At 71.5% G+C, this 17,765-nt stretch carries 15 protein-coding genes; 9 read left to right on the forward strand and 6 right to left on the reverse strand.

Annotation, left to right across the window (positions count from 1 at the left end; genetic code table 11):
• Nucleotides 1–56: 56 nt before the first annotated feature.
• Entirely contained in the window at nucleotides 57–284 is a 228-nt protein-coding gene (locus AOM03_RS06445; RefSeq protein ID WP_062379516.1) for a hypothetical protein, read from the forward strand.
• 19 nt (nucleotides 285–303) lie between these two features.
• Here AOM03_RS06445 and AOM03_RS06450 read toward each other — a convergent pair whose 3' ends face one another.
• The 4 genes from AOM03_RS06450 to AOM03_RS06465 all read right to left on the reverse strand — a co-directional run bounded on the left by AOM03_RS06450 (nucleotide 304) and on the right by AOM03_RS06465 (nucleotide 5,032).
• A complete protein-coding gene (locus AOM03_RS06450) occupies nucleotides 304–849 on the reverse strand; it encodes an arsenate reductase/protein-tyrosine-phosphatase family protein (RefSeq protein WP_062379518.1) in 546 nt (181 codons plus the stop codon).
• 5 nt (nucleotides 850–854) lie between these two features.
• A complete protein-coding gene (locus tag AOM03_RS06455; protein WP_439645030.1) occupies nucleotides 855–2,174 on the reverse strand; it encodes a tyrosine-protein kinase domain-containing protein in 1,320 nt (439 codons plus the stop codon).
• A 315-nt stretch (nucleotides 2,175–2,489) separates the two neighbouring features.
• Nucleotides 2,490–3,662: a homoserine O-acetyltransferase MetX gene (metX, locus tag AOM03_RS06460; RefSeq protein WP_062379522.1), complete on the reverse strand. Its 1,173-nt coding sequence runs from the start codon at nucleotides 3,660–3,662 to the stop codon at nucleotides 2,490–2,492.
• Nucleotides 3,662–5,032 (reverse strand): bifunctional o-acetylhomoserine/o-acetylserine sulfhydrylase, encoded by a 1,371-nt coding sequence (locus AOM03_RS06465; RefSeq protein ID WP_062379524.1) that lies wholly within the window; start codon nucleotides 5,030–5,032, stop codon nucleotides 3,662–3,664. Before AOM03_RS06465 ends, metX (AOM03_RS06460) begins: the two co-directional genes overlap by 1 nt.
• Before the next feature lie 709 nt (nucleotides 5,033–5,741).
• Between AOM03_RS06465 and AOM03_RS06470 the strand changes: the two genes are divergently transcribed.
• Nucleotides 5,742–6,398: an NYN domain-containing protein gene (locus AOM03_RS06470; protein WP_062379527.1), complete on the forward strand. Its 657-nt coding sequence runs from the start codon at nucleotides 5,742–5,744 to the stop codon at nucleotides 6,396–6,398.
• A gap of 307 nt (nucleotides 6,399–6,705) precedes the next feature.
• Here the strand turns inward: AOM03_RS06470 and metX (AOM03_RS06475) are convergent, their stop codons facing one another.
• Nucleotides 6,706–7,902: a homoserine O-acetyltransferase MetX gene (metX, locus tag AOM03_RS06475; protein WP_082092211.1), complete on the reverse strand. Its 1,197-nt coding sequence runs from the start codon at nucleotides 7,900–7,902 to the stop codon at nucleotides 6,706–6,708.
• Nucleotides 7,903–8,342: 440 nt separating this feature from the next.
• Here metX (AOM03_RS06475) and AOM03_RS06480 point away from each other — a divergent pair, with 440 nt between their 5' ends.
• Entirely contained in the window at nucleotides 8,343–9,878 is a 1,536-nt protein-coding gene (locus AOM03_RS06480; RefSeq protein ID WP_062379529.1) for a C40 family peptidase, read from the forward strand.
• 199 nt (nucleotides 9,879–10,077) lie between these two features.
• Here the strand turns inward: AOM03_RS06480 and AOM03_RS06485 are convergent, their stop codons facing one another.
• Nucleotides 10,078–10,602, reverse strand: a complete 525-nt coding sequence (locus tag AOM03_RS06485) for an inorganic diphosphatase (RefSeq protein WP_062379531.1) — start codon at nucleotides 10,600–10,602, stop codon at nucleotides 10,078–10,080.
• 64 nt (nucleotides 10,603–10,666) lie between these two features.
• Here AOM03_RS06485 and dacB point away from each other — a divergent pair, with 64 nt between their 5' ends.
• The 6 genes from dacB to folE all read left to right on the forward strand — a co-directional run bounded on the left by dacB (nucleotide 10,667) and on the right by folE (nucleotide 17,765).
• Nucleotides 10,667–12,178: a D-alanyl-D-alanine carboxypeptidase/D-alanyl-D-alanine endopeptidase gene (gene dacB, locus AOM03_RS06490; protein ID WP_162197272.1), complete on the forward strand. Its 1,512-nt coding sequence runs from the start codon at nucleotides 10,667–10,669 to the stop codon at nucleotides 12,176–12,178.
• Nucleotides 12,168–13,190 carry a tRNA lysidine(34) synthetase TilS gene (tilS, locus tag AOM03_RS06495; protein ID WP_227589915.1) on the forward strand — a complete coding sequence of 341 codons (1,023 nt, stop codon included), beginning with the start codon at nucleotides 12,168–12,170 and terminating at the stop codon, nucleotides 13,188–13,190. Before dacB ends, tilS begins: the two co-directional genes overlap by 11 nt.
• Before the next feature lie 2 nt (nucleotides 13,191–13,192).
• Nucleotides 13,193–13,744, forward strand: a complete 552-nt coding sequence (gene hpt / locus AOM03_RS06500; protein ID WP_062379536.1) for a hypoxanthine phosphoribosyltransferase — start codon at nucleotides 13,193–13,195, stop codon at nucleotides 13,742–13,744.
• A 225-nt stretch (nucleotides 13,745–13,969) separates the two neighbouring features.
• The gene (locus AOM03_RS06505) at nucleotides 13,970–14,806 is read left to right on the forward strand and encodes a type IV toxin-antitoxin system AbiEi family antitoxin domain-containing protein (RefSeq protein WP_062379538.1); all 837 of its coding nucleotides are present in this window, start codon (nucleotides 13,970–13,972) and stop codon (nucleotides 14,804–14,806) included.
• Between the two features lie 194 nt (nucleotides 14,807–15,000).
• On the forward strand, nucleotides 15,001–17,202 hold the full coding sequence (ftsH, locus tag AOM03_RS06510; RefSeq protein WP_062379540.1) for an ATP-dependent zinc metalloprotease FtsH: 2,202 nt from the start codon (nucleotides 15,001–15,003) through the stop codon (nucleotides 17,200–17,202).
• Complete coding sequence (folE, locus tag AOM03_RS06515) at nucleotides 17,199–17,765, forward strand: GTP cyclohydrolase I FolE (RefSeq protein ID WP_062379542.1); 567 nt, start codon at nucleotides 17,199–17,201, stop codon at nucleotides 17,763–17,765. The genes ftsH and folE overlap by 4 nt, the downstream gene beginning before the upstream one ends.

The following is a 17,765-nucleotide window of genomic DNA, read 5'->3' on the forward strand; positions in this document are numbered from 1 at the left end:
GAACGTGGGCCACAACGCTGATCAGACCGCTCGTCTACCAGCCCGTCGGCGCGGAGGTGTTCGCCTTCCGCCGCGGCGGCGAGCCGCCGGTGTTCCCCAGCGAGCGCAAGGACGGCCGCTCGCTCACAAGTGCGCGCATGGTCCTGACGCCGGGCGAGATCACCACGGGCACCCACGACCGGGTCGCGACCGCCGGAAGCAATGGGCTGGCCCAGGTGGTCACCACCCCCGGTGCCCGCGCCACCCGGGTAGCGCGGGACACCCGCGCTACCGGCGGTTGCTGACGTCCCGGCGCGCAGAGCCTCAGCCGCGCAGCCAGGTGCAGAACTCCTCCACCGCGGCGCGGATGAGCGTGTACGCCTCGTGGTAGTCGGCCTGCGACCGGCGGTAGGGGTCGGGCACGTCGACGAAGTCGTAGCCGGCAAGCACGGGCCGATGCGCGGCGATAGCGGTCGGCAGGCTCGCCAGACGTTCGGGCACGGCCGTGCCCGTCAACTCCGCGCCCGTGCCGGCAGCGGCGGCCAGCTCGGCCAGGGTGAAGGTGCGCCGCAGCGCCCGCGGGTGGAGCTGGACCACGTGCTGGCGGTGTGCGGCGGTCATGGTGATGACCAGATCCGCCTCATCGAGCAACGCGGGCGTGAGCTGGCGGCCCGAGTGGCGCGAGCCGTCGAGCGAGTCGGCCGCGAGCTCGGCGAGCATCGGTTCGGGAATGCCAGTGCCGTCCAGCGCATTCGTACCGGCGCTCGCGGAGACCACGTGCGCGCCCAGGTGCTCGCGGATGAGGATCTCGCCCGCGGGGGAGCGGCAGATGTTCCCGGTGCAGACCGTGAGAACCGTGGGGGCCGTCATGGCCGCTACTTGACGTCCTTCTGCTCGGCGTAGGTGTAGCCGTAGCGGCCGTAGCCATAGGCGTCGGCGCCGCGGGTGGGGAGCATCGTGAGCACCAGCCCGGAGACGGGGGCGCCGGCGGTCTCGAGGGCCTGGCAGGCGGCGTCGAGCTGGTTGGCGTGGGTGCGTCCGGAGGCGACGATGACGATGGCCCCGCCGACCATGCGGGCCAGGATGGCGGCATCGGTGACGGGAAGCAGCGGCGGCGCGTCGTAGAGCACCACATCGAACCGAGAGCCGAGGTCCTCGACCAGGTTCGCCATGAGGGCGCTGCCCAGCAACTCCGAGGGGTTGGGCGGAATCGTGCCGGCGGGGAGCAGGTGCAGGTCGGTGCGGCCCCACCGCTGGATGGCATCGTCGACGCTCAGGCGCCCGATGAGCACATCGGTGAGTCCGGTGCCGCTCTCGACGCCCATGTAGGAGCCCACCTTGGGGCGGCGCAGGTCCGAGCCGACCAGGAGCACCTTGGCGCCGGCGTCGGCCAGCGCGATGGCGAGGTTGGCGGCGGTGGTGGACTTGCCCTCGGCGGGGATCGAAGAGGTGAACACGAAGGAGCGGGAGGCGCGGTCGGCGTCCAGGAACTGAAGGTTGGTGCGTAGGGTGCGGAAGGACTCGGAGCGGGGGCTACGCGCATCCGCGTGGATCAGCAGAGGCCGTTCCTTGGCCTTGGGGTCGAACACGATGCCGCCCAGGACTGGCGCGTCGATGATGCGCTCGAGGTCGCGCTCGTTGCGGATGCGCGTGTCGAGCGTGGTGCGCAGCAGGGCGACGCCCACGCCGAGCGCCAGCCCCAAGAGGAGCCCGAGCGCCACGTTCAGCGTCTTCTTGGGAGCGACGGGCGCCGTCGGAACCTCGGCCTCCTGCACCATGGTGAGGGCGACGGGCGACCCGGCCGTTGCATCGGTCGTCTCAATGTCCTCGACGACCGCAATGAGCTGGTTCGAGGCCTCGGTGGCAAGTGCAGCGGCGAAATCGGGATCCGAGTCAGTAACGGTGACGTTGATCACCGACGTGTTCAGCGGCGTAGAGGCGCTGAGGTGTCCTCGCAACGAGGCGACGGACCTGTCGATCGACAGGGCATCGATGGTGGGCTGTAGCACCGACGCGGTGGTGATGAGGTCGGCGTAGGTCTTGACGCGCGCCTGGGTGAAGGAGTTGCCCTGGGCCAGTTCAGACACGGTGGAGGATCCGGAGGTGGAGACGAACACCTTCGCGGACGCTGAGTACTCGGGCGTGGCTACGAGGGAATAGGTCAACCCGGCACCTCCGCCGAGTACGGTCAGCATCGCGATGAGGATCAGATTCTTCCTCAGCAACCGAAGGTAGTCCTGCAACTCCACACGCGCCCCCAGAGAGATCGACTGCGACGGCTTCGCCCGCGTCCAGGATTCTCCCATCGCGGAGCCTGGAACGTCCCTGGCTCCCATCCGCTCCCTCGCGCGGGCCAGCGCCGGGTGGGCTGGTGTGTTGAGGGTAGCGCAGAAGGGGGCCCCGACTTCCTAGGAAGGTCTTTGTCCGGGGGTTCTTCGCGATCTCCCGCCGCAATCTGTGCCAAGCGTAGCGTCGACATCGCGCGCGGTGCGTTCCATTCCGCCGGCTGGTCAGGCACTCACGGCGACCCTCTCGACCAACCCGGCGACCGCATCGTTCAGTCCGGTGGAGTCGACGAGGAAGCCGTCGTGGCCGATGTCGCTGTGGAGCAGCGTGACGCCGCCGGATTGCGGCAGCGCGGCGGCGATCCGTTCCGCGTTGGACAGCGGGTAGAGCCGGTCGGAGTCGATCGCGAGCACGAGGGCCTCGCCGGAGTAGCGCCCCAGCGCCGTGTCGACACCTCCCCGGCCGCGGCCCACGTCGTGGGTGTTGATGGCATGGAGCATGCGCAGGTAGGTGTTGGCGTCGAAGCGGCGGGCGAGCTTGTCGGCGTGGTGCTCGAGGTAGGACTCGACGGCGTAGAAGCCCTCGAGCCTGAGCGGGTCGCCGTCTTGGACGTGGCGGCCGAAGCGGGCGTCGAGCTCGGGCTCGGAGCGGTAGGTGGTGTGCGCGATGGCGCGTGCGATGCCCAGCCCGCGGTGGGGGCCGTGCCCGTCGGGCAGGTGGTAATAGTCGCCGTCCAAAAACGCTGGGTCGAGGCGGATCGCGGCGGATTGGGCGGCGTTCCAGGCGATCTGCTCGGCGGTGGTGGCGGCGGTGGTGCCCACGGCGGCGATGGCGCGCACTCGCTCGGGGTAGGTGGCGGCCCACTCGAGGGCGCGCATGCCGCCCATCGATGGGCCGATGACCAGGGCCCAGGCGTCGATTCCGAGGTGGTCGGCCAGGCGGGCCTCGGCGGTGACCATGTCGTGCAAGGTGACGTAGGGGAAGGACGCGCCCCACGGCTTGCCGTCGAGGGGGTTGGGGTGGGCGGGGCCGGTGGTGCCCTGGCAGCCGCCGATGACGTTGGCGCTGACCACGTAGTAGCGGTCGGTGTCGATGGGTTTGCCCGGGCCCACGAGCCCGCTCCACCAGCCGCCGGTGACGTGGCTGTCGCCGGTGAAGGCGTGCGCGACGTAGATGGCGTTGTCGCGGGCGGCGTTGAGCTCTCCCCAGGTCTCGAAGGCGAGGGTGACGTCGATGCCGCCGCGCGGGTCGCCCTCGAGGGGCAGCCAGCCGATGTCCACGAACTGGCGGCGGCCCGGGTGGTCCCCGGGCCGCCACGCCGCCGAGGCGGGGACGGGCGCGTGGCCCGCCTCCGCCTCGGCCGCCTGGGGCGCCCAGGAGGACAGGTCGTCGTCCATCAGGCGACGACCGCATCGTCCGGGGTCGGGGTGCCGGTGGACGATGCGCCGCGCACCTTCGCCGCGGCGGCGAAGCCCCGGTCCAGGTCCGCCAGGATGTCGTCGATGTGCTCGATGCCCACGGCCAGGCGGACCAGGCCGGGGTGGACGCCGGCGTCGAGCTGCTCCTCGGCGGTGAGCTGCGAGTGCGTGGTGGTCGCGGGGTGGATGGCGAGCGAGCGCACGTCGCCGATGTTCGCCACCAGCGAGTGCAGCTCGAGCGCGTCGACGAACGCCTGACCCGCGTCCTTGCCGCCGTCGATCTCGAAGGCGAGGACGCTGCCGCCGCCGCGGGGCGCGTACTTGAGCTGCAGGTGGTGCCAGGGGCTGGACTCGAGGCCGGAGTAGGCGACGTTGTGGACGTCCTCGCGGGCCTCGAGGTAGCTGGCCACCTTGACCGCGTTCTCGACGTGGCGCTCGACGCGCAGGCTCAGCGTCTCGAGGCCCTGCGCGATGAGGAACGCGTTGAACGGGGAGATCGCGGCGCCCAGGTCGCGCAGCAGCTGCACGCGCGCCTTGAGGATGAACGCGAGGTTCGCGCCGAACGCGCCGCCCACGCCCAGGTCCCGCGCGTAGACCAGGCCGTTGTAGCTGGGGTCGGGGGTGTTGTAGTTGGGGAAGCGCTCGGGGTGCTGGGCGAAGTCGAACGTGCCGCCGTCGACGATCACGCCGCCGATGGCCGTGCCGTGCCCGCCCAGGTACTTGGTGGCCGAGTGGGTGACGATGTCCGCGCCCCACTGGAGGGGCTGCACCAGGTAGGGGGAGGCGACGGTGTTGTCGACGATGAGCGGGACACCGGCTTCGTGGGCGACGGCCGCGACGGCCTCGATGTCGAGCAGGTCCTGCTTGGGGTTGGAGATCGACTCCCCGAAGAAGGCCTTGGTGTTGGGGCGGACGGCCTTCTTCCAGGCCTCGGGGTCGTCCGGGTTGTCGACGAAGGTGACCTCGATGCCGAACTTGGGCAGCGTGTAGTGGAACAGGTTGTACGTGCCGCCGTAGAGGGAGGGGGAGGAGACGATGTGGTCGCCGGCCTCCGCGATGTTCTGGATCGCGATGACGTTGGCGGCGCTGCCCGAGGCGAGCAGGAGCGCGCCCACGCCGCCCTCGAGCGCGGCGATGCGGTCCTCGACGGCCTGCTGCGTGGGGTTGCCGATGCGCGTGTAGATGGGGCCCAGCTCCGCCAGCGCGAAGCGGTTCGCGGCCTGCGTGGTGTCGTCGAACACGTAGGCGGTGGTCTGGTAGATGGGGAGGGCGCGGGCGCCGGTCGCGGAATCGGGGGTCTGGCCGGCGTGGATCTGCTTGGTCTCGAAGGCCCAGTCGGGGTTGGTCATGGTGTGGCTCCTTGTGGCTTGGGTGGGGCGGCTCGTGTGTGGGGCGCGGGGCTCGGGGTCGGGCTTGGTCGCTCGGGTTCGGGCCCGGGCTCGTGCCCGGCGCTCGGGTGGCGTGTTCGGGGGTGTGGACTCCATGGTCGGCTCCCCGCGTCCCCGGGTCTGGCGCCGCGCCGGGCCGGGCGTGCAAGCGCGCCGACCTTCGCGACCCCGAGGGGCGCGGTGCGCATTGTCCGATGGCTCGCTCTCGATCCCGTGTGTTCTAGGAGAGGCGGCCGGCGCCCTGTGCGGGCGCGCGACGAACGTGCGCGGTCAGCGACACATTCGACGGAACATGGGATGGAGGCTAGGCGACTTCGCCGGGGTTGCGCAAGCGGCTGGCGGCAATCAGCTACCCCTGGCGCGCAGCGATCGCCCGAAAGCGACCTTGGCCTACCCGGTTCGCGGGGGCTTCCGTTCCGCCGCCCGCCGTCCTCTGGCTGCCGCCCTCCGGCTGCCGTTAGCCGACGTCTGGCCGCCGTTCTCCGGCCGCCGCGGGGAGGGGGACTCTTCGATTTCCGTTCTACAGCGTGGGCTGAAGTACGGGGGCCGGGGTCTCTCGGTGCGGCGGGGCGACTCATCTTTGGGTGCCTGCGAAGCGCGGGCCGACAAGCAGTCCACAGCCTGGGGCCGCTGACGTCGGAGTGGCGCCATGGCCCACTAGCCTCTGGCTATGAGTTCGGGGCGGACGGTGATGGTCTGCGTGGACGGCTTCGCGCTCTACAAAGGACTGCTCCAGTTCCAGTACCCGGAGTGCAAGTGGCTCGATCTCGAGGCGCTATCGGCGCGGCTCTTTCCCGACAGGGATCTTGTCGGAGTCAAGCTCTTCACCGCGCCGCTCAAGCCGCTGACAAATGACCCCGGGGTAGGGCAGCGGCAGCAGATCTACTGGCGAGCGTTGCGGACGACGAGCGTCGAGATCATTGAAGGGAAGTTCAACTTCGTGAAGCAGCACCTGCCGCTTCACCCTGAGCGGCTCGACTCCACTGGGCGCGTCGCCACAGTCAAAGTGAAGCGGCCCGAGGAAAAGGGAAGCGACGTCGCGCTCGCGTCTCACTTGCTCGTGGACGCGTTCGAGGGACGTGCCGACTCTTACGCCGTCGTCACGAATGATTCAGACCTGGTTCCGCCTATGCAGATGCTAGGCGCACGAGGCACGGCATCGGCGCTGGTGTCCGTCGCGCACGAGCGCTACAACAAGGCCTTCGACGGTGTGGGAATCGAGACGGTTCGTCAGATCCGCCGAGGCATGCTCGAGGCCTCTCAGTTCCCGCCGTCGATTCAAGATGCGGAAGGGCGAACCATCCGAAAGCCGCCGAACTGGCCGTAGAACGAAGCAGGCCCCCGATCGCTCGGGGGCCGCGCCCGGTAGCCGAAGCATCCAGGTGGTTATGTCTCGACGATACAGCACGGGTGGTTGCCTTGGCGAGTACCCGTGCTCGTGGCGCCGCCTCGGAGCGTCGCCTGCGCCGCCCGTTGAGATGGCGCTCGTAAGTGACACCAACGAGCCTCCTTAGTGTCACTTATCGCGTTTCTGACACCAGGGGGTACGCCTGGCGCCGGATACGGGAGGACCGGAGCGGGCGACGAGCCAAGCCGTCGCGCACGGGGTGACCCGTGCATCGTCCCCTGGTTGTCTAGAGCGCGCGCTCGAACTCGCTCATGAACGCGTTGAGCTGGCCGGACTCCACCAGGAAGCCGTCGTGGCCCACGATCGAGTGGACTACCTTGAGGCCGGTGGAGCCGGTCAGGGCCGCGTCGATGCGCTGCGAGTCGCGCAGGGGATAGAGGCGGTCGGAGTCGACGGCGATGATGACGGCGGGGTCCGTGTAGCGGGCCAGCGCGGTCTCGACGCCGCCGCGGTCGCGGCCCACGTCGTGCGACTGGACCGCCTGGACCAGGCGGATGTACGTGTTCGCGTCGAAGCGGCGCGCGAGCTTGCGGCCGTGGTGCTCGAGGTAGGACTGCACCGCGAAGAGCCCGCCCTTGCCCAGGGGGTCGGATTCCCCCTGGTAGGCGCGGCCGAAGCGGGTGTCGAGCTCCTGCATCGTCCTGTACGTGGTGTGCGCGATCATGCGCGCGATCCCCAGGCCGCGGTGCGGGCCCCGGCCGGCGGGCGCGTCGTAGTAGTCGCCGCCGTTGAAGTGAGGATCGGCCTGGATGGCGGCGATCTGCGGGGTGGACCAGGCGATCTGGTCCGCGCTCGAGGCGGCGGTGGAGCCCACGGGCGCGATCGCGCCCACGCGGCCCGGCGCCATGACGGTCCACTCGAGGGCGCGCATGCCGCCCATCGACGGGCCGGTCATGAGGCGCCAGCGGTCGATCTCGAGGTGGTCCATGAGCGCGATCTCCGCGCGCACCATGTCCCGCAGCGTGAGGTAGGGGAAGCGTGAGCCCCACGGCCGGCCGTCCTCCGGGTGCGGGGAGGCGGGGCCGGTCGAGCCCTGGCAGCCGCCGATCACGTTCGCGCACACGATGAAGTGGCGCTCCGGATCGAGCGGCCGGCCGGGGCCCACCATCGCGTTCCACCAGCCGCCGGTGTGGTGGCCGGGCTCGGCGGGGCCGAACACGTGGCTGTCGCCCGTGAGCGCGTGCGCCACGTAGACCGCGTTGTCCTTGGCCTTGTTGAGCGTGCCCCAGGTCTCGTACGCGAGGGTGGTCTGGGGGAGCGTGCCCATGGGGTCGGCGTCGAGCGCGAGGTCCCCGATGTTGAGGAAGATGCGTCGGCCCGGGTGGTCGCCCTCGCGCCACGCGGCGCTCGCGGGAACGGGTGCGCCGGGGCCGGGCCCCTCGTCGGCGGCCTTCGCGTCGGTCTCGATGCCGTCGTCATCCATGCGGCTCACCTTAATAGTGCGCGAGGGTGGGGAGGTGTGGGGTGGGGGTGTGAGGTGGGGGTGTGCTGCGCGCGGGCTGCGTCGCGCTGCGGGCTGCGTCGCGCTGCGCTCGGGTGCACCTCCTCGGTCCGGGACAATGTGGACCGCGAATCGTGGCGCGTCGCTTCCTGCGGGACGGCGTGGACCGGTGGTGCGGCTGGCCAGCGGTCCTGAGTGTCCCGAAGTGCGCATCAGGGCGCGTTTGGCGGTCCCCACTGTCCCGGACCGAATGCGGGCGGGCGGGGCCGGGCTGGGCCGGGTTGGGCGTTGACCGCTTGACCGCTTGAGCGCGGGCGTGCGCGTGCCGATGAGGGGTGTGACACACGTCGGTTCCAATCTGGTCACGCTCCGACTACGATTTGGTCGCGACAGGTGTGACAGATGTGACAAGGGTGGTTGATGTGACGCTGGGGAAGCGGATCGCCGCGCTCGCGGGTGTCTTCGTCATGGCCGCGGCCGTCGTCATCGTCGGTCCAGTCCGCCCCGCCACCGCCGACGACTACCCCGGCCAGGACCAGATCGAGGCCGCGCGCGCCGCGGCCAACGACCTCGCGGCCGGCGTCGACGAGCTCGACCACGCGATCGCGGCCCTGTCCGCCGCGCGCGACGAGGCCACCGCCAACGCCCTGCACGCCGCCGAGGACTACGTCCAGGCGCAGGAGGCCTCCGACCAGGCGCAGACCACCCTCGCCGCCGCGGACAAGCGCGCCGAGGAGGCCGAGGCCGCCCTCGCCGAGGCCCGCCAGAACCTCGCGAGCGTCGCCCAGGCCGCCTACCGCGACGCCGGCTCGATGAGCCAGATGGGCGCCGTCGTGGGTGCTACCAGCGTCGACGAGGTCATCGCCCGCTCCGAGGCCTTCGCCCGCGGCTCCGACGAGGCCGACATGTGGGTCCAGCGCGTCCAGGCCGCCGAGCTGGTTGCCACCACCATGCGCGGCTACGCGGAGGACGCGGCGACCGAGGCCGAGGCCGCGCGGGTCGAGGCGGAGGCGGCCTATGCATCGGCCGCGGATGCCCAGGCCCACGCCGAGCAGGCCGTCGCCCTCGCCGAGGCCACCCGCTCCGACGCGATCGAGCGGCTCGCCGAGCTGCGCGGCGTCACGCGCGAGCTCGAGGAGCAGCGCCAGGCCGGGCTCGAGGAGGAGCGCCAGCGCCTCGCACGCGAGGAGGCGGAGCGCGAGCAGGCCGAGGCCGAGCGCGAGTGGGAAGCCAACAACCCGGCCCCCACCCCGACCCAGACGTCGGCTCCGCGGCCCAGTGCATCGGCCACCTCGACGCCGACCACTCCGGCACCGGAGGCGACTACGCCGGCGCCCGAGGCGACGACCCCGGCGCCCGCGCCGACGACCACGTCGCCCGCGCCGGAGCCCGAGGTGACCACCCCCGCGCCCGAGCCCGAGGAGACCACGCCGGCCCCCGCGCCGACGACCCCCGCGCCCGAGCCGGAGCCCACCACCCCGGCTCCCGCGCCCACGACCACGTCGCCGGCACCCCAGCCGACCACGACCACTCCCGCGCCCGAGCCCACCACGCCCCCGAGCACCTCGTGGCGCTCGACCGCGGCGCAGGGCCAGGCCGCGGCCGCCTACGCGCTGACGCTCGTGGGCAAGCCCTACCGGCTGGGCAGCGCCGGGCCGGAGTACTACGACTGCTCGGGCGTGAGCTCGGCGTCGTGGACCGCGGCGGGGCACTGGATCACGCGCTCCTCGCGCTCGCAGTACCAGGCGGTCACCCACCTGCCGTACTCGCAGCTGCGGCCGGGCGACCTGGTGTTCTACGGCTCGAACAAGAACAACCCGTCGAGCATCTTCCACGTGGCCGTGTACATCGGCAATGGGCAGGTCATGGAGGCGGTCAACCCCGGCAAGCCCGCGGGCGTGCGCGGCCTCTACGCGTGGATGTCGAGCAGCCTGATGCCGTACATCGGGCGGCCCTGAGGTCTTCTGCCGGCTGTTCGCGCGTCACTCGCGCCTCGCTCGCGCCTGCCGCATGTCACTGCTCCACACAAGGCGGCGCGAAACGCCGGTAAATCGGGCTTGAAACGCGCGACACGCCGCCGACACGCCCACTCGTGTGTGGAGCAGTGTCGACGGCGTGTGGACAGGTGATCTCCGGCGGGGGAGACCCCGCGCGAAACTAGTGCCCCGGCGGCGGGACCAGCGGGTTCATGTACGCGAAGCTGGTGCCCTTGGCGCGGTCGAACGAGGAGCGGATCTCCTCCTCGGCCTCCTCGCGCGACACCCAGTGCGCGCCCTCGACCGACTTGCCGGGCTCCAGGTCCTTATAGACCTCGAAGAAGTGCTGGACCTCGAGGCGGTGGAAGTCGGAGACGTCGGTCAGTTCCTGGCGCCAGGTCTGGCGCTGGTCGCCCACGGGGACGCACAGCACCTTGTCGTCGCCGCCGGCCTCGTCGCGCATGCGGAACATGCCCAGCGCGCGGCAGCGGATCTGGCAGCCGGGGAACGTCGGCTCCTCCAGCAGCACCAGCGCGTCGAGCGGGTCGCCATCCTCGCCCAGGGTGCCGTCGATGAACCCGTAGTCGTCCGGATAGCGCGTCGAGGTGAAGAGCATGCGGTCCAGCCGGATGCGGCCGGTCTCGTGATCCACCTCATACTTGTTCCGGGATCCCTTGGGGATCTCGATCGTGACATCGAATTCCATGGCCATCCTTGCGTCGGGGACTCTGTCGCGTGGTAACAGTGTGGCGTAAAACAGGGGGTTCGTGGTGCGAAATCGGTGGGTCGGCGCGGCCGCGGGCGTTCTGGCGCTCGGCGCGGCCGGATACGCGGCCCTCGACGCCTACGACCTCGCACCCGGCTGGGTCACGCTGGCCCCCGAGGACGTGCCTCAGGCGCCCTTCATCACGGCAGGGCCGGTGACCGTTTCCCCCGCGGAGGCCGCCGTCCCGGACCTCGACCCCGACGCGCCCCGCCCCGACGCCGCCCAGGTGCAGGCCCTCGCGCAGGCCGTCCGCGACGACGCGCGCACCGGCGACTCCACCAACATCGCCGTGGTCGACTTCCTCGACGGCACCGTCTACGCCGACCTCGACGCCGCCGACCCCCAGGTCCCCGCCTCCACCACCAAGCTCCTCACGGCCGTCGCCGCGGTCGCCTACTGGGGCCCCGACCACCGGTTCGTCACGAGCGTGACCTGGGACGATGCATCGTCCACCCTCACCCTGGTCGCCGGCGGCGACGAGATGCTCGCCGCGGGCGAGGGGCACGGCGGGGACGCGACCGGGGACGATGCGGCGAACGGCTGGGCGGGCATCGCCGACCTGGCCGATCAGGTCGTCGAGGCGCTGGGGGACTCGGCGGGCGAGGTGGCCGTGGCCGTCGACGACTCGGCCTATCCGGGCCCGGCGTGGCCCGAGGTGTGGCCGGAGTACGCGCGGTGGTCGGGCTACGCCGCGCCAGTGAGCGGACTGGCTGTGAACGTGGGCCGGCTCACGGACGACCACTACGCCCAGCGCGCGACCGACACGTCCCTGGCCGCCGGGGAGGTGCTGGCCGAGGCGCTGCGGGAGCGCGGGCTGAGCGTGGGCGATGGCGTGGCGCGGGTCGCCGAAGATGAGGCCGGTGCTGAGGTTGAGGCGGACGCCGGGGAAGGTGACGAGGCCGGGGACGGTGACCAAGGCGGCGGCCAGGCGGCAGAGTCCGAGGAGGTCGCGGCGCCCGTGGAGGTCGCGCGCGTCGAGTCCGCGCCGCTGTCCGCGATCGCGACCCTGCTGCTGTCCGAGTCGGACAACACCGTGAGCGAGGCCGTCGCGCGGTCGCTCAACATCGCCCGCGGCGGGCCTGGCACCGGCGCGGACGGCGCGCAGTCGGTCGTCGCGGTGCTCAAGGAGATCGGCGTCGACACGACGGGGCTGGTGCTCCACGACGGCGCGGGCTTCGCGGAGGACAACGGCATCCCGCCGGCCACGCTGGTGTCCGCCATGCGGGCCTCGCTCGAGGTGCCCGAACTCGAGGAGCTGCTCGACTGGCTCCCGCTGTCCGGGCTCGAGGGCACCGTGGAGACCCGCTACGCGGGCACGCCGGTGGCCGCGCGGTGGCGCGCGAAAACCGGATCGCTCACCGGCGTCACCACCATCGCGGGCGTGATCATGACCGCGGACGGCCGCGCGCTCGCGGTCGCGCTCATGGCCGACGGCATGCCGTACGGGCAGGCCCGGCCCATCGCGGCGTTCGACGAGTTTCTGACGGCGCTGGCAGAATGCGGCTGTGACGGGTGAGCGGGGCGTGAGCGGACCTCATCCGTCCGTCTCCGCCTGCCGGGTCGCCGTGCGCCACGCGCTGGCCGACTGCGAGCTGGGCACCCGCGTGTGGGTCGCCTGCTCGGGAGGGCCGGACTCGCTGGCGCTCGCGGAGGCCGTGAGCTACGCCGCGCGCAAGCAGGGCTTGCTCGCCGGCGCGATCATCGTGGACCACGGGCTGCAGGCGGACTCGGCGGTGGTGGCCGAGCGCGCCGCCCACGAGGTGCGCCGCGCCGGCATCCACACGGTGCACATCGAGCGGGTGATCGTGGGCCGCAAGGGCGGCCTCGAGGCCGCGGCGCGCGACGCCCGCTACGCCGCGCTCGAGGCCCGCGTGGTCGCCGAGGGCGGGCTCGACCCCCTGCTGCTCACCGGCCACACCATGGACGACCAGGCCGAGACGGTGCTGCTAGCCCTCGCCCGCGGCTCGGGGGCCCGCACCCTGGCGGGAATCCCGGCGAGGAGGGGCCGCATCGTCCGCCCCTTCCTGACCGTGCGACGCAAGGACACCCTGGCCGCGTGCCAGTCCCTCGGGCTCGAGCCGTGGCACGACCCGAGCAACGAGGTCACCGACGGGCCGCGGCGGTCCGCGCTGCGCACCCAGGTGATGCCGGCGCTGGTCGAGGTGCTGGGGCCGGGCGTGGTGTCGGGGCTGGCGCGGTCGGCGGCGCTGCTGCAGGCCGACGCGGACGAGCTCGACCGGCAGGCGCGCTCCGCGATGGGCGCGTCCGTGTCGACCGTGCGCACGGACGACTGGCGCTGCGACATGCTCGCGGCGCTGCCCGACGCGATCCGCACGCGGATGCTCAAGATGCTCGCGGAGAGCCGCGGCGCGGGGCCGCTGACGTCCACGCACGTCGAGGCGCTCGACACGATCGTGACGCGGTGGAAGGGGCAGGGCGCGATCTCGCTTCCCGGCGGATACGAGGCCCGGCGCGAATATGGCAGGCTGGTCATCGGCCATCCGGCCCAGGAGGAGAGGCGACCGTGAGCATGGAACACGACATGAGCGACTACTCCGAGGTGCTGGTCACCGAGGAGCAGATCGCCACCCGGCTGGACGAGATGGCCGCGCAGATCCGCGCGGACTACGAGGGCAAGGACCTGCTGCTCGTGGGCGTGCTCAAGGGCGCCGTCATGGTGATGGCGGACCTCGCGCGCCGCATGCCCACCAACGTCCAGATGGATTGGATGGCGGTGTCCTCGTACGGCTCCGGCACCGTGTCCTCCGGCGTGGTGCGCATTCTCAAGGACCTCGACACGGACCTGACGGACCGTCACGTGCTCATCGTCGAGGACATCATCGACTCCGGCGTCACCCTGTCGTGGCTGCTGGGCAACCTGCGCACCCGCGGCGCCGCGTCCGTGGAGATCGCGACGCTGCTGCGTAAGCCCGACGCCCTGCGCGTCGAGGTGCCGGTGCGCTACGTGGGCTTCGACATGCCCACCAAGTTCCTGGTGGGCTACGGCCTCGACTTCGCGGAGGACTACCGCACGCTGCCGTTCATCGCGGCGCTCAAGCCGGAGGTCTACGGCGACCGCTGAGTCTTCTGGACACTCCGCACGGAATCTGATCCGACACGCGGAGGGGCGGGCCGGTATCGCGTCCTGAGACCGGCGTGTTGCGCTCCAATCCGTGCGCAGTGTCCGCGGTGGGGCCAGGCACGGGCACGCCGTGGCGATGTCCCCGGGCCCGCCGCGGCGCCGGTCGTCCACCGACCGCGCCGACGATCCGGGCACCGCCCCGTACGTACGGCGCACGCTCGCTCCATGAATCCGGTGCGTGCGCTGCTCCTTGCGGACGGCACCGCGCGCTGGAAGGAGCTCAGCGAGGCCGGCGTCTCGCGGGGGAGTCTGATGCGGGCGCTCGCGGCCGGTGACGTGGTTCGCGAGCATCGCGGCTGTTACGCGCTCCCGCACGTCGACCGTGCCGAAGTCGACGCCACGATCTTCCGGGGTGTGCCCTGCTGCGTGTCCGTGCTGGCCGCGCTCGGGCTGCCGGTGGTGCCGGACGCGACGCGGACGCACGTGTGGGTGCCCATGTCGCGCAGCCTCGCGCGGCGGGGGATACGGCCGATGGCCCGCGTCGTGGTGCATCGCACCGACCGTGTCGATCCAGAGCGCCTGGGCCGTGTCGAGATCGCGCTCGACATGGCAGGCGCCTGCCTCAGCCCCTACGGCCAGATGGCCGCGATCGACGCCGCGGTACACACCGGGGTAGTGGACCTCGAGGCCATCGACGCCTTCGAACTGACTCCGCCGGACCGGCGCCGCTGGCTTCGCGCACGGGTCGACGGCCGCGCCGAGTCACCAGGGGAGTCCTTCGCCCGCGCGGCGATGCTGGATGCCGGGCTCCAGGTGGCCTCGCAGGTCGAATTCGGCGGGATCGGCCGCGTGGACTTTCTGGTCGAGGGGCGGGCGGTGGTCGAGTGCGACGGCCGCTCCTATCACTCGGACCCCGCGAAGTTCACCTCCGATCGCGATCGCGACGTGAAGCTCGAACTCCGCGGCTACCTGCCGATGCGGTTCCCGTTCCAGAGGATCGTCGACGACCCGCACGGACTCGCATCCGACGTCCGTGCCGTGCTCTGGCGGCACGGGCGCTGAGCCCGCGCGCCCGCAGGCTTCGCCGTGGCCGGACACTGCGCACGGAACGCCGCGCGACACCCCGGCGTTTGGACCGGTATGGCCCTCGATCTGCGGCGCGTCGCACTCGAATCCGTGCGCAGTGTCCGGAGGTACCTCGCCCCGAGCGAAACCTTGGCCCCGCGCCACCCCCACCGCGTAGAGTCGTGCCCAACATGAAGAACGCTCTCAACCTCCGCCTCATCCTGCTCTACGTGCTGGCCGCGATCCTGGTCGGCTGGCTCGTATCAGGCCTGTTCTCGTCCAGCCCCAAGGAGGTCGACACCTCCGAGGGGCTCGAGCTGCTGGCCTGGCAGGTGGTGGAGCAGGTGAAGATCGTCGACGGCGACCAGCGCGTCGAGATGACCCTCGAGGACCCGGCCGACTTCCCCGAGGACGCTCCCGAGGCGTGGGACGATCTGGGCGACCAGGTGCAGTTCTTCTACGTCGCGCCGCAGGGCGAGGAGGTCGTCCAGGCGATCAAGAACGCGTTCCCCGCGCAGGGCTACAACTCCGAGGTGCCCCGGTCCTCCATCTGGACCACCCTCGCCTTCACCTTCCTGCCCGTGCTGCTGCTCGTGGGACTGTTCTGGTTCCTCATGGTCAACATGCAGGGCGGCGGTGGCGGCCGCCTCATGAGCTTCGGCAAGTCCAAGGCCTCGATGGTCACGCCGGACACCCCCACGGTGAAGTTCGACGACGTCGCCGGCGTCGACGAGGCCGTCGAGGAGCTCCGCGAGATCGAGGAGTTCCTCGAAAACCCCGCCAAGTTCCAGGCCGTGGGCGCCAAGATCCCCAAGGGCGTGCTGCTCTACGGTCCCCCGGGAACCGGCAAGACGCTCCTCGCGCGCGCAGTCGCGGGCGAGGCGGGCGTGCCGTTCTTCTCCATCTCCGGATCGGACTTCGTCGAGATGTTCGTCGGCGTGGGCGCGAGCCGTGTCCGCGACCTGTTCGAGCAGGCCAAGAAGAACAGCCCGGCCATCATCTTCGTCGACGAGATCGACGCGGTGGGCCGTCACCGCGGCGCCGGCCTGGGCGGCGGGCACGACGAGCGTGAGCAGACGCTCAACCAGATGCTCGTCGAGATGGATGGCTTCGACATCCACACCAACATCATCATGATCGCGGCGACCAACCGCCCCGACATCCTCGACCCCGCGCTGCTGCGCCCGGGCCGCTTCGACCGCCAGGTGGGCGTCGACGCGCCGGACCTCAAGGGCCGCGTCAAGGTGCTCGACGTGCACTCGAAGGGCAAGCCCATCTCTCCCGAGGTGGACCTCGAGGCCCTCGCGCGCCGCACCCCGGGCTTCACCGGCGCGGACCTCGCGAACGTCCTCAACGAGGCCGCGCTGCTCACGGCCCGCCGCGAGAAGCAGCTCATCGGCCCGCCCGAGATGGACGAGGCGATCGACCGCGTCATCGCCGGCCCCCAGAAGCGCACCCGCGTCATGAACGACCATGACAAGCGCGTCACCGCCTATCACGAGGGCGGCCACGCGCTGGTGGCAGCCGCGATGCGCCACACCGACCCCGTCACCAAGGTGACCATCCTTCCGCGCGGCCGCGCGCTCGGCTACACGATGGTGATGCCGCAGGAGGACCGCTACTCCAAGACCCGCAACCAGCTGCTCGACAACCTCGCCTACGCGATGGGCGGCCGCATCGCGGAGGAGCTCGTCTTCGGCGACCCGTCCACCGGCGCGAGCAACGACATCTCCCAGGCGACCGAGATCGCCAAGCAGATGGTCACCGAGTACGGCATGTCCACGCGCATCGGCTCCGTCCGCCTCACCGGCAGCTCCGGCGAGGTCTTCCTGGGCCGCGACATGGGCCACGGTCGAGAGTTCTCGGAGAGCGTCGCCTCGACCGTCGACGCCGAGGTCCGCGGCCTCATGGACAACGCCATGGCCGAGGCCACCCGCGCCCTCGCCGCCAACCGCGCCGTCCTCGACCGCCTCGCCGCCGAGCTCCTCGAGAAGGAGACGCTCGGCGAGGACGAGCTCGCCGCCATCTTCGCCGACGTCGAGAAGATCCCCTCGCGCGACGAGTGGACCTCCGGCCACTGGATCGAGGCCGCACCCGAGACCGCCAAGGGCGGCGCCACGGTCTCCGAGCCCGTCCCCCACGAGGGCGACCGGCTCGAGGAGACCGGGGACGATGCAGGGGCTGGGGACATCGACGCGCCCACCGGGGAGCCTGGGGAGACCGGGGACGATGCGCGGCCTGGGGACATCGACGCGCCCACCGGGGAGCCTGGGGAGACCCGGGACGATGCGCGGCCTGGGGACATCGACGCGCCCACCGGGGAGCCCGGGGAGACCGAGGGCGAGGACTCCGTCCCCGCGCCTGAGCTCGTCGAGCCCAAGGACCAGGGGTGACGGTCGACCGTCCGCGGCTCGAGGCGGCGGTTCGCGAGATCCTGCACGCGGTGGGGGAGGACCCCGACCGCGACGGGCTGCGCGAGACCCCCGCCCGGGTGGCCCGCGCGTACGAGGAGTTCTTCGCCGGCCTCTCGCAGGACCCCGCGGACGTGCTGTCCGCGGTGTTCGAGCTGGGCCACGAGGAGATGATCCTGGTCAAGGACATCGAGCTGTACTCGATGTGCGAGCACCACCTGGTGCCCTTCCACGGCGTCGCCCACGTCGCGTACATCCCGGGCCCGGACGGCCGCATCACCGGACTGAGCAAGTTGGCTCGCTTGGTGGAGGTGTTCGCCCGCCGACCCCAGGTGCAGGAGCGCCTCACCACCCAGGTCGCGGACGCGCTGGTCGAGGAGCTGGGCGCCCGCGGCGTGATCGTCGTCGTCGAGGCCGAGCACCTGTGCATGTCCATGCGCGGCATCCGCAAGCCCGGCTCCCGCACGGTGACCTCCGCGGTCCGCGGCATCATGCGCGACGCCGCCACCCGCGCCGAGGCCATGAGCCTCATCGCCGGGAGGTAG

The sequence above is a fragment of the Demequina pelophila genome (assembly GCF_000971175.1).
In the GTDB taxonomy this organism is placed as follows: domain Bacteria; phylum Actinomycetota; class Actinomycetes; order Actinomycetales; family Demequinaceae; genus Demequina; species Demequina pelophila.

Coding starts and splice junctions, on each gene's coding strand:
- metX (WP_062379522.1), bottom strand. CDS start 3,662: ATGGACGACGACCTGTCCTCCTGGGCGCCCCAGGCGGCCGAGGCGGAG.
- AOM03_RS06485 (WP_062379531.1), bottom strand. CDS start 10,602: ATGGAATTCGATGTCACGATCGAGATCCCCAAGGGATCCCGGAACAAG.
- AOM03_RS06470 (WP_062379527.1), top strand. CDS start 5,742: ATGAGTTCGGGGCGGACGGTGATGGTCTGCGTGGACGGCTTCGCGCTC.
- AOM03_RS06465 (WP_062379524.1), bottom strand. CDS start 5,032: ATGACCAACCCCGACTGGGCCTTCGAGACCAAGCAGATCCACGCCGGC.
- AOM03_RS06450 (WP_062379518.1), bottom strand. CDS start 849: ATGACGGCCCCCACGGTTCTCACGGTCTGCACCGGGAACATCTGCCGC.
- AOM03_RS06455 (WP_439645030.1), bottom strand. CDS start 2,174: ATGCTGACCGTACTCGGCGGAGGTGCCGGGTTGACCTATTCCCTCGTA.
- metX (WP_082092211.1), bottom strand. CDS start 7,902: ATGGATGACGACGGCATCGAGACCGACGCGAAGGCCGCCGACGAGGGG.
- hpt (WP_062379536.1), top strand. CDS start 13,193: ATGGAACACGACATGAGCGACTACTCCGAGGTGCTGGTCACCGAGGAG.
- ftsH (WP_062379540.1), top strand. CDS start 15,001: ATGAAGAACGCTCTCAACCTCCGCCTCATCCTGCTCTACGTGCTGGCC.
- AOM03_RS06505 (WP_062379538.1), top strand. CDS start 13,970: ATGAATCCGGTGCGTGCGCTGCTCCTTGCGGACGGCACCGCGCGCTGG.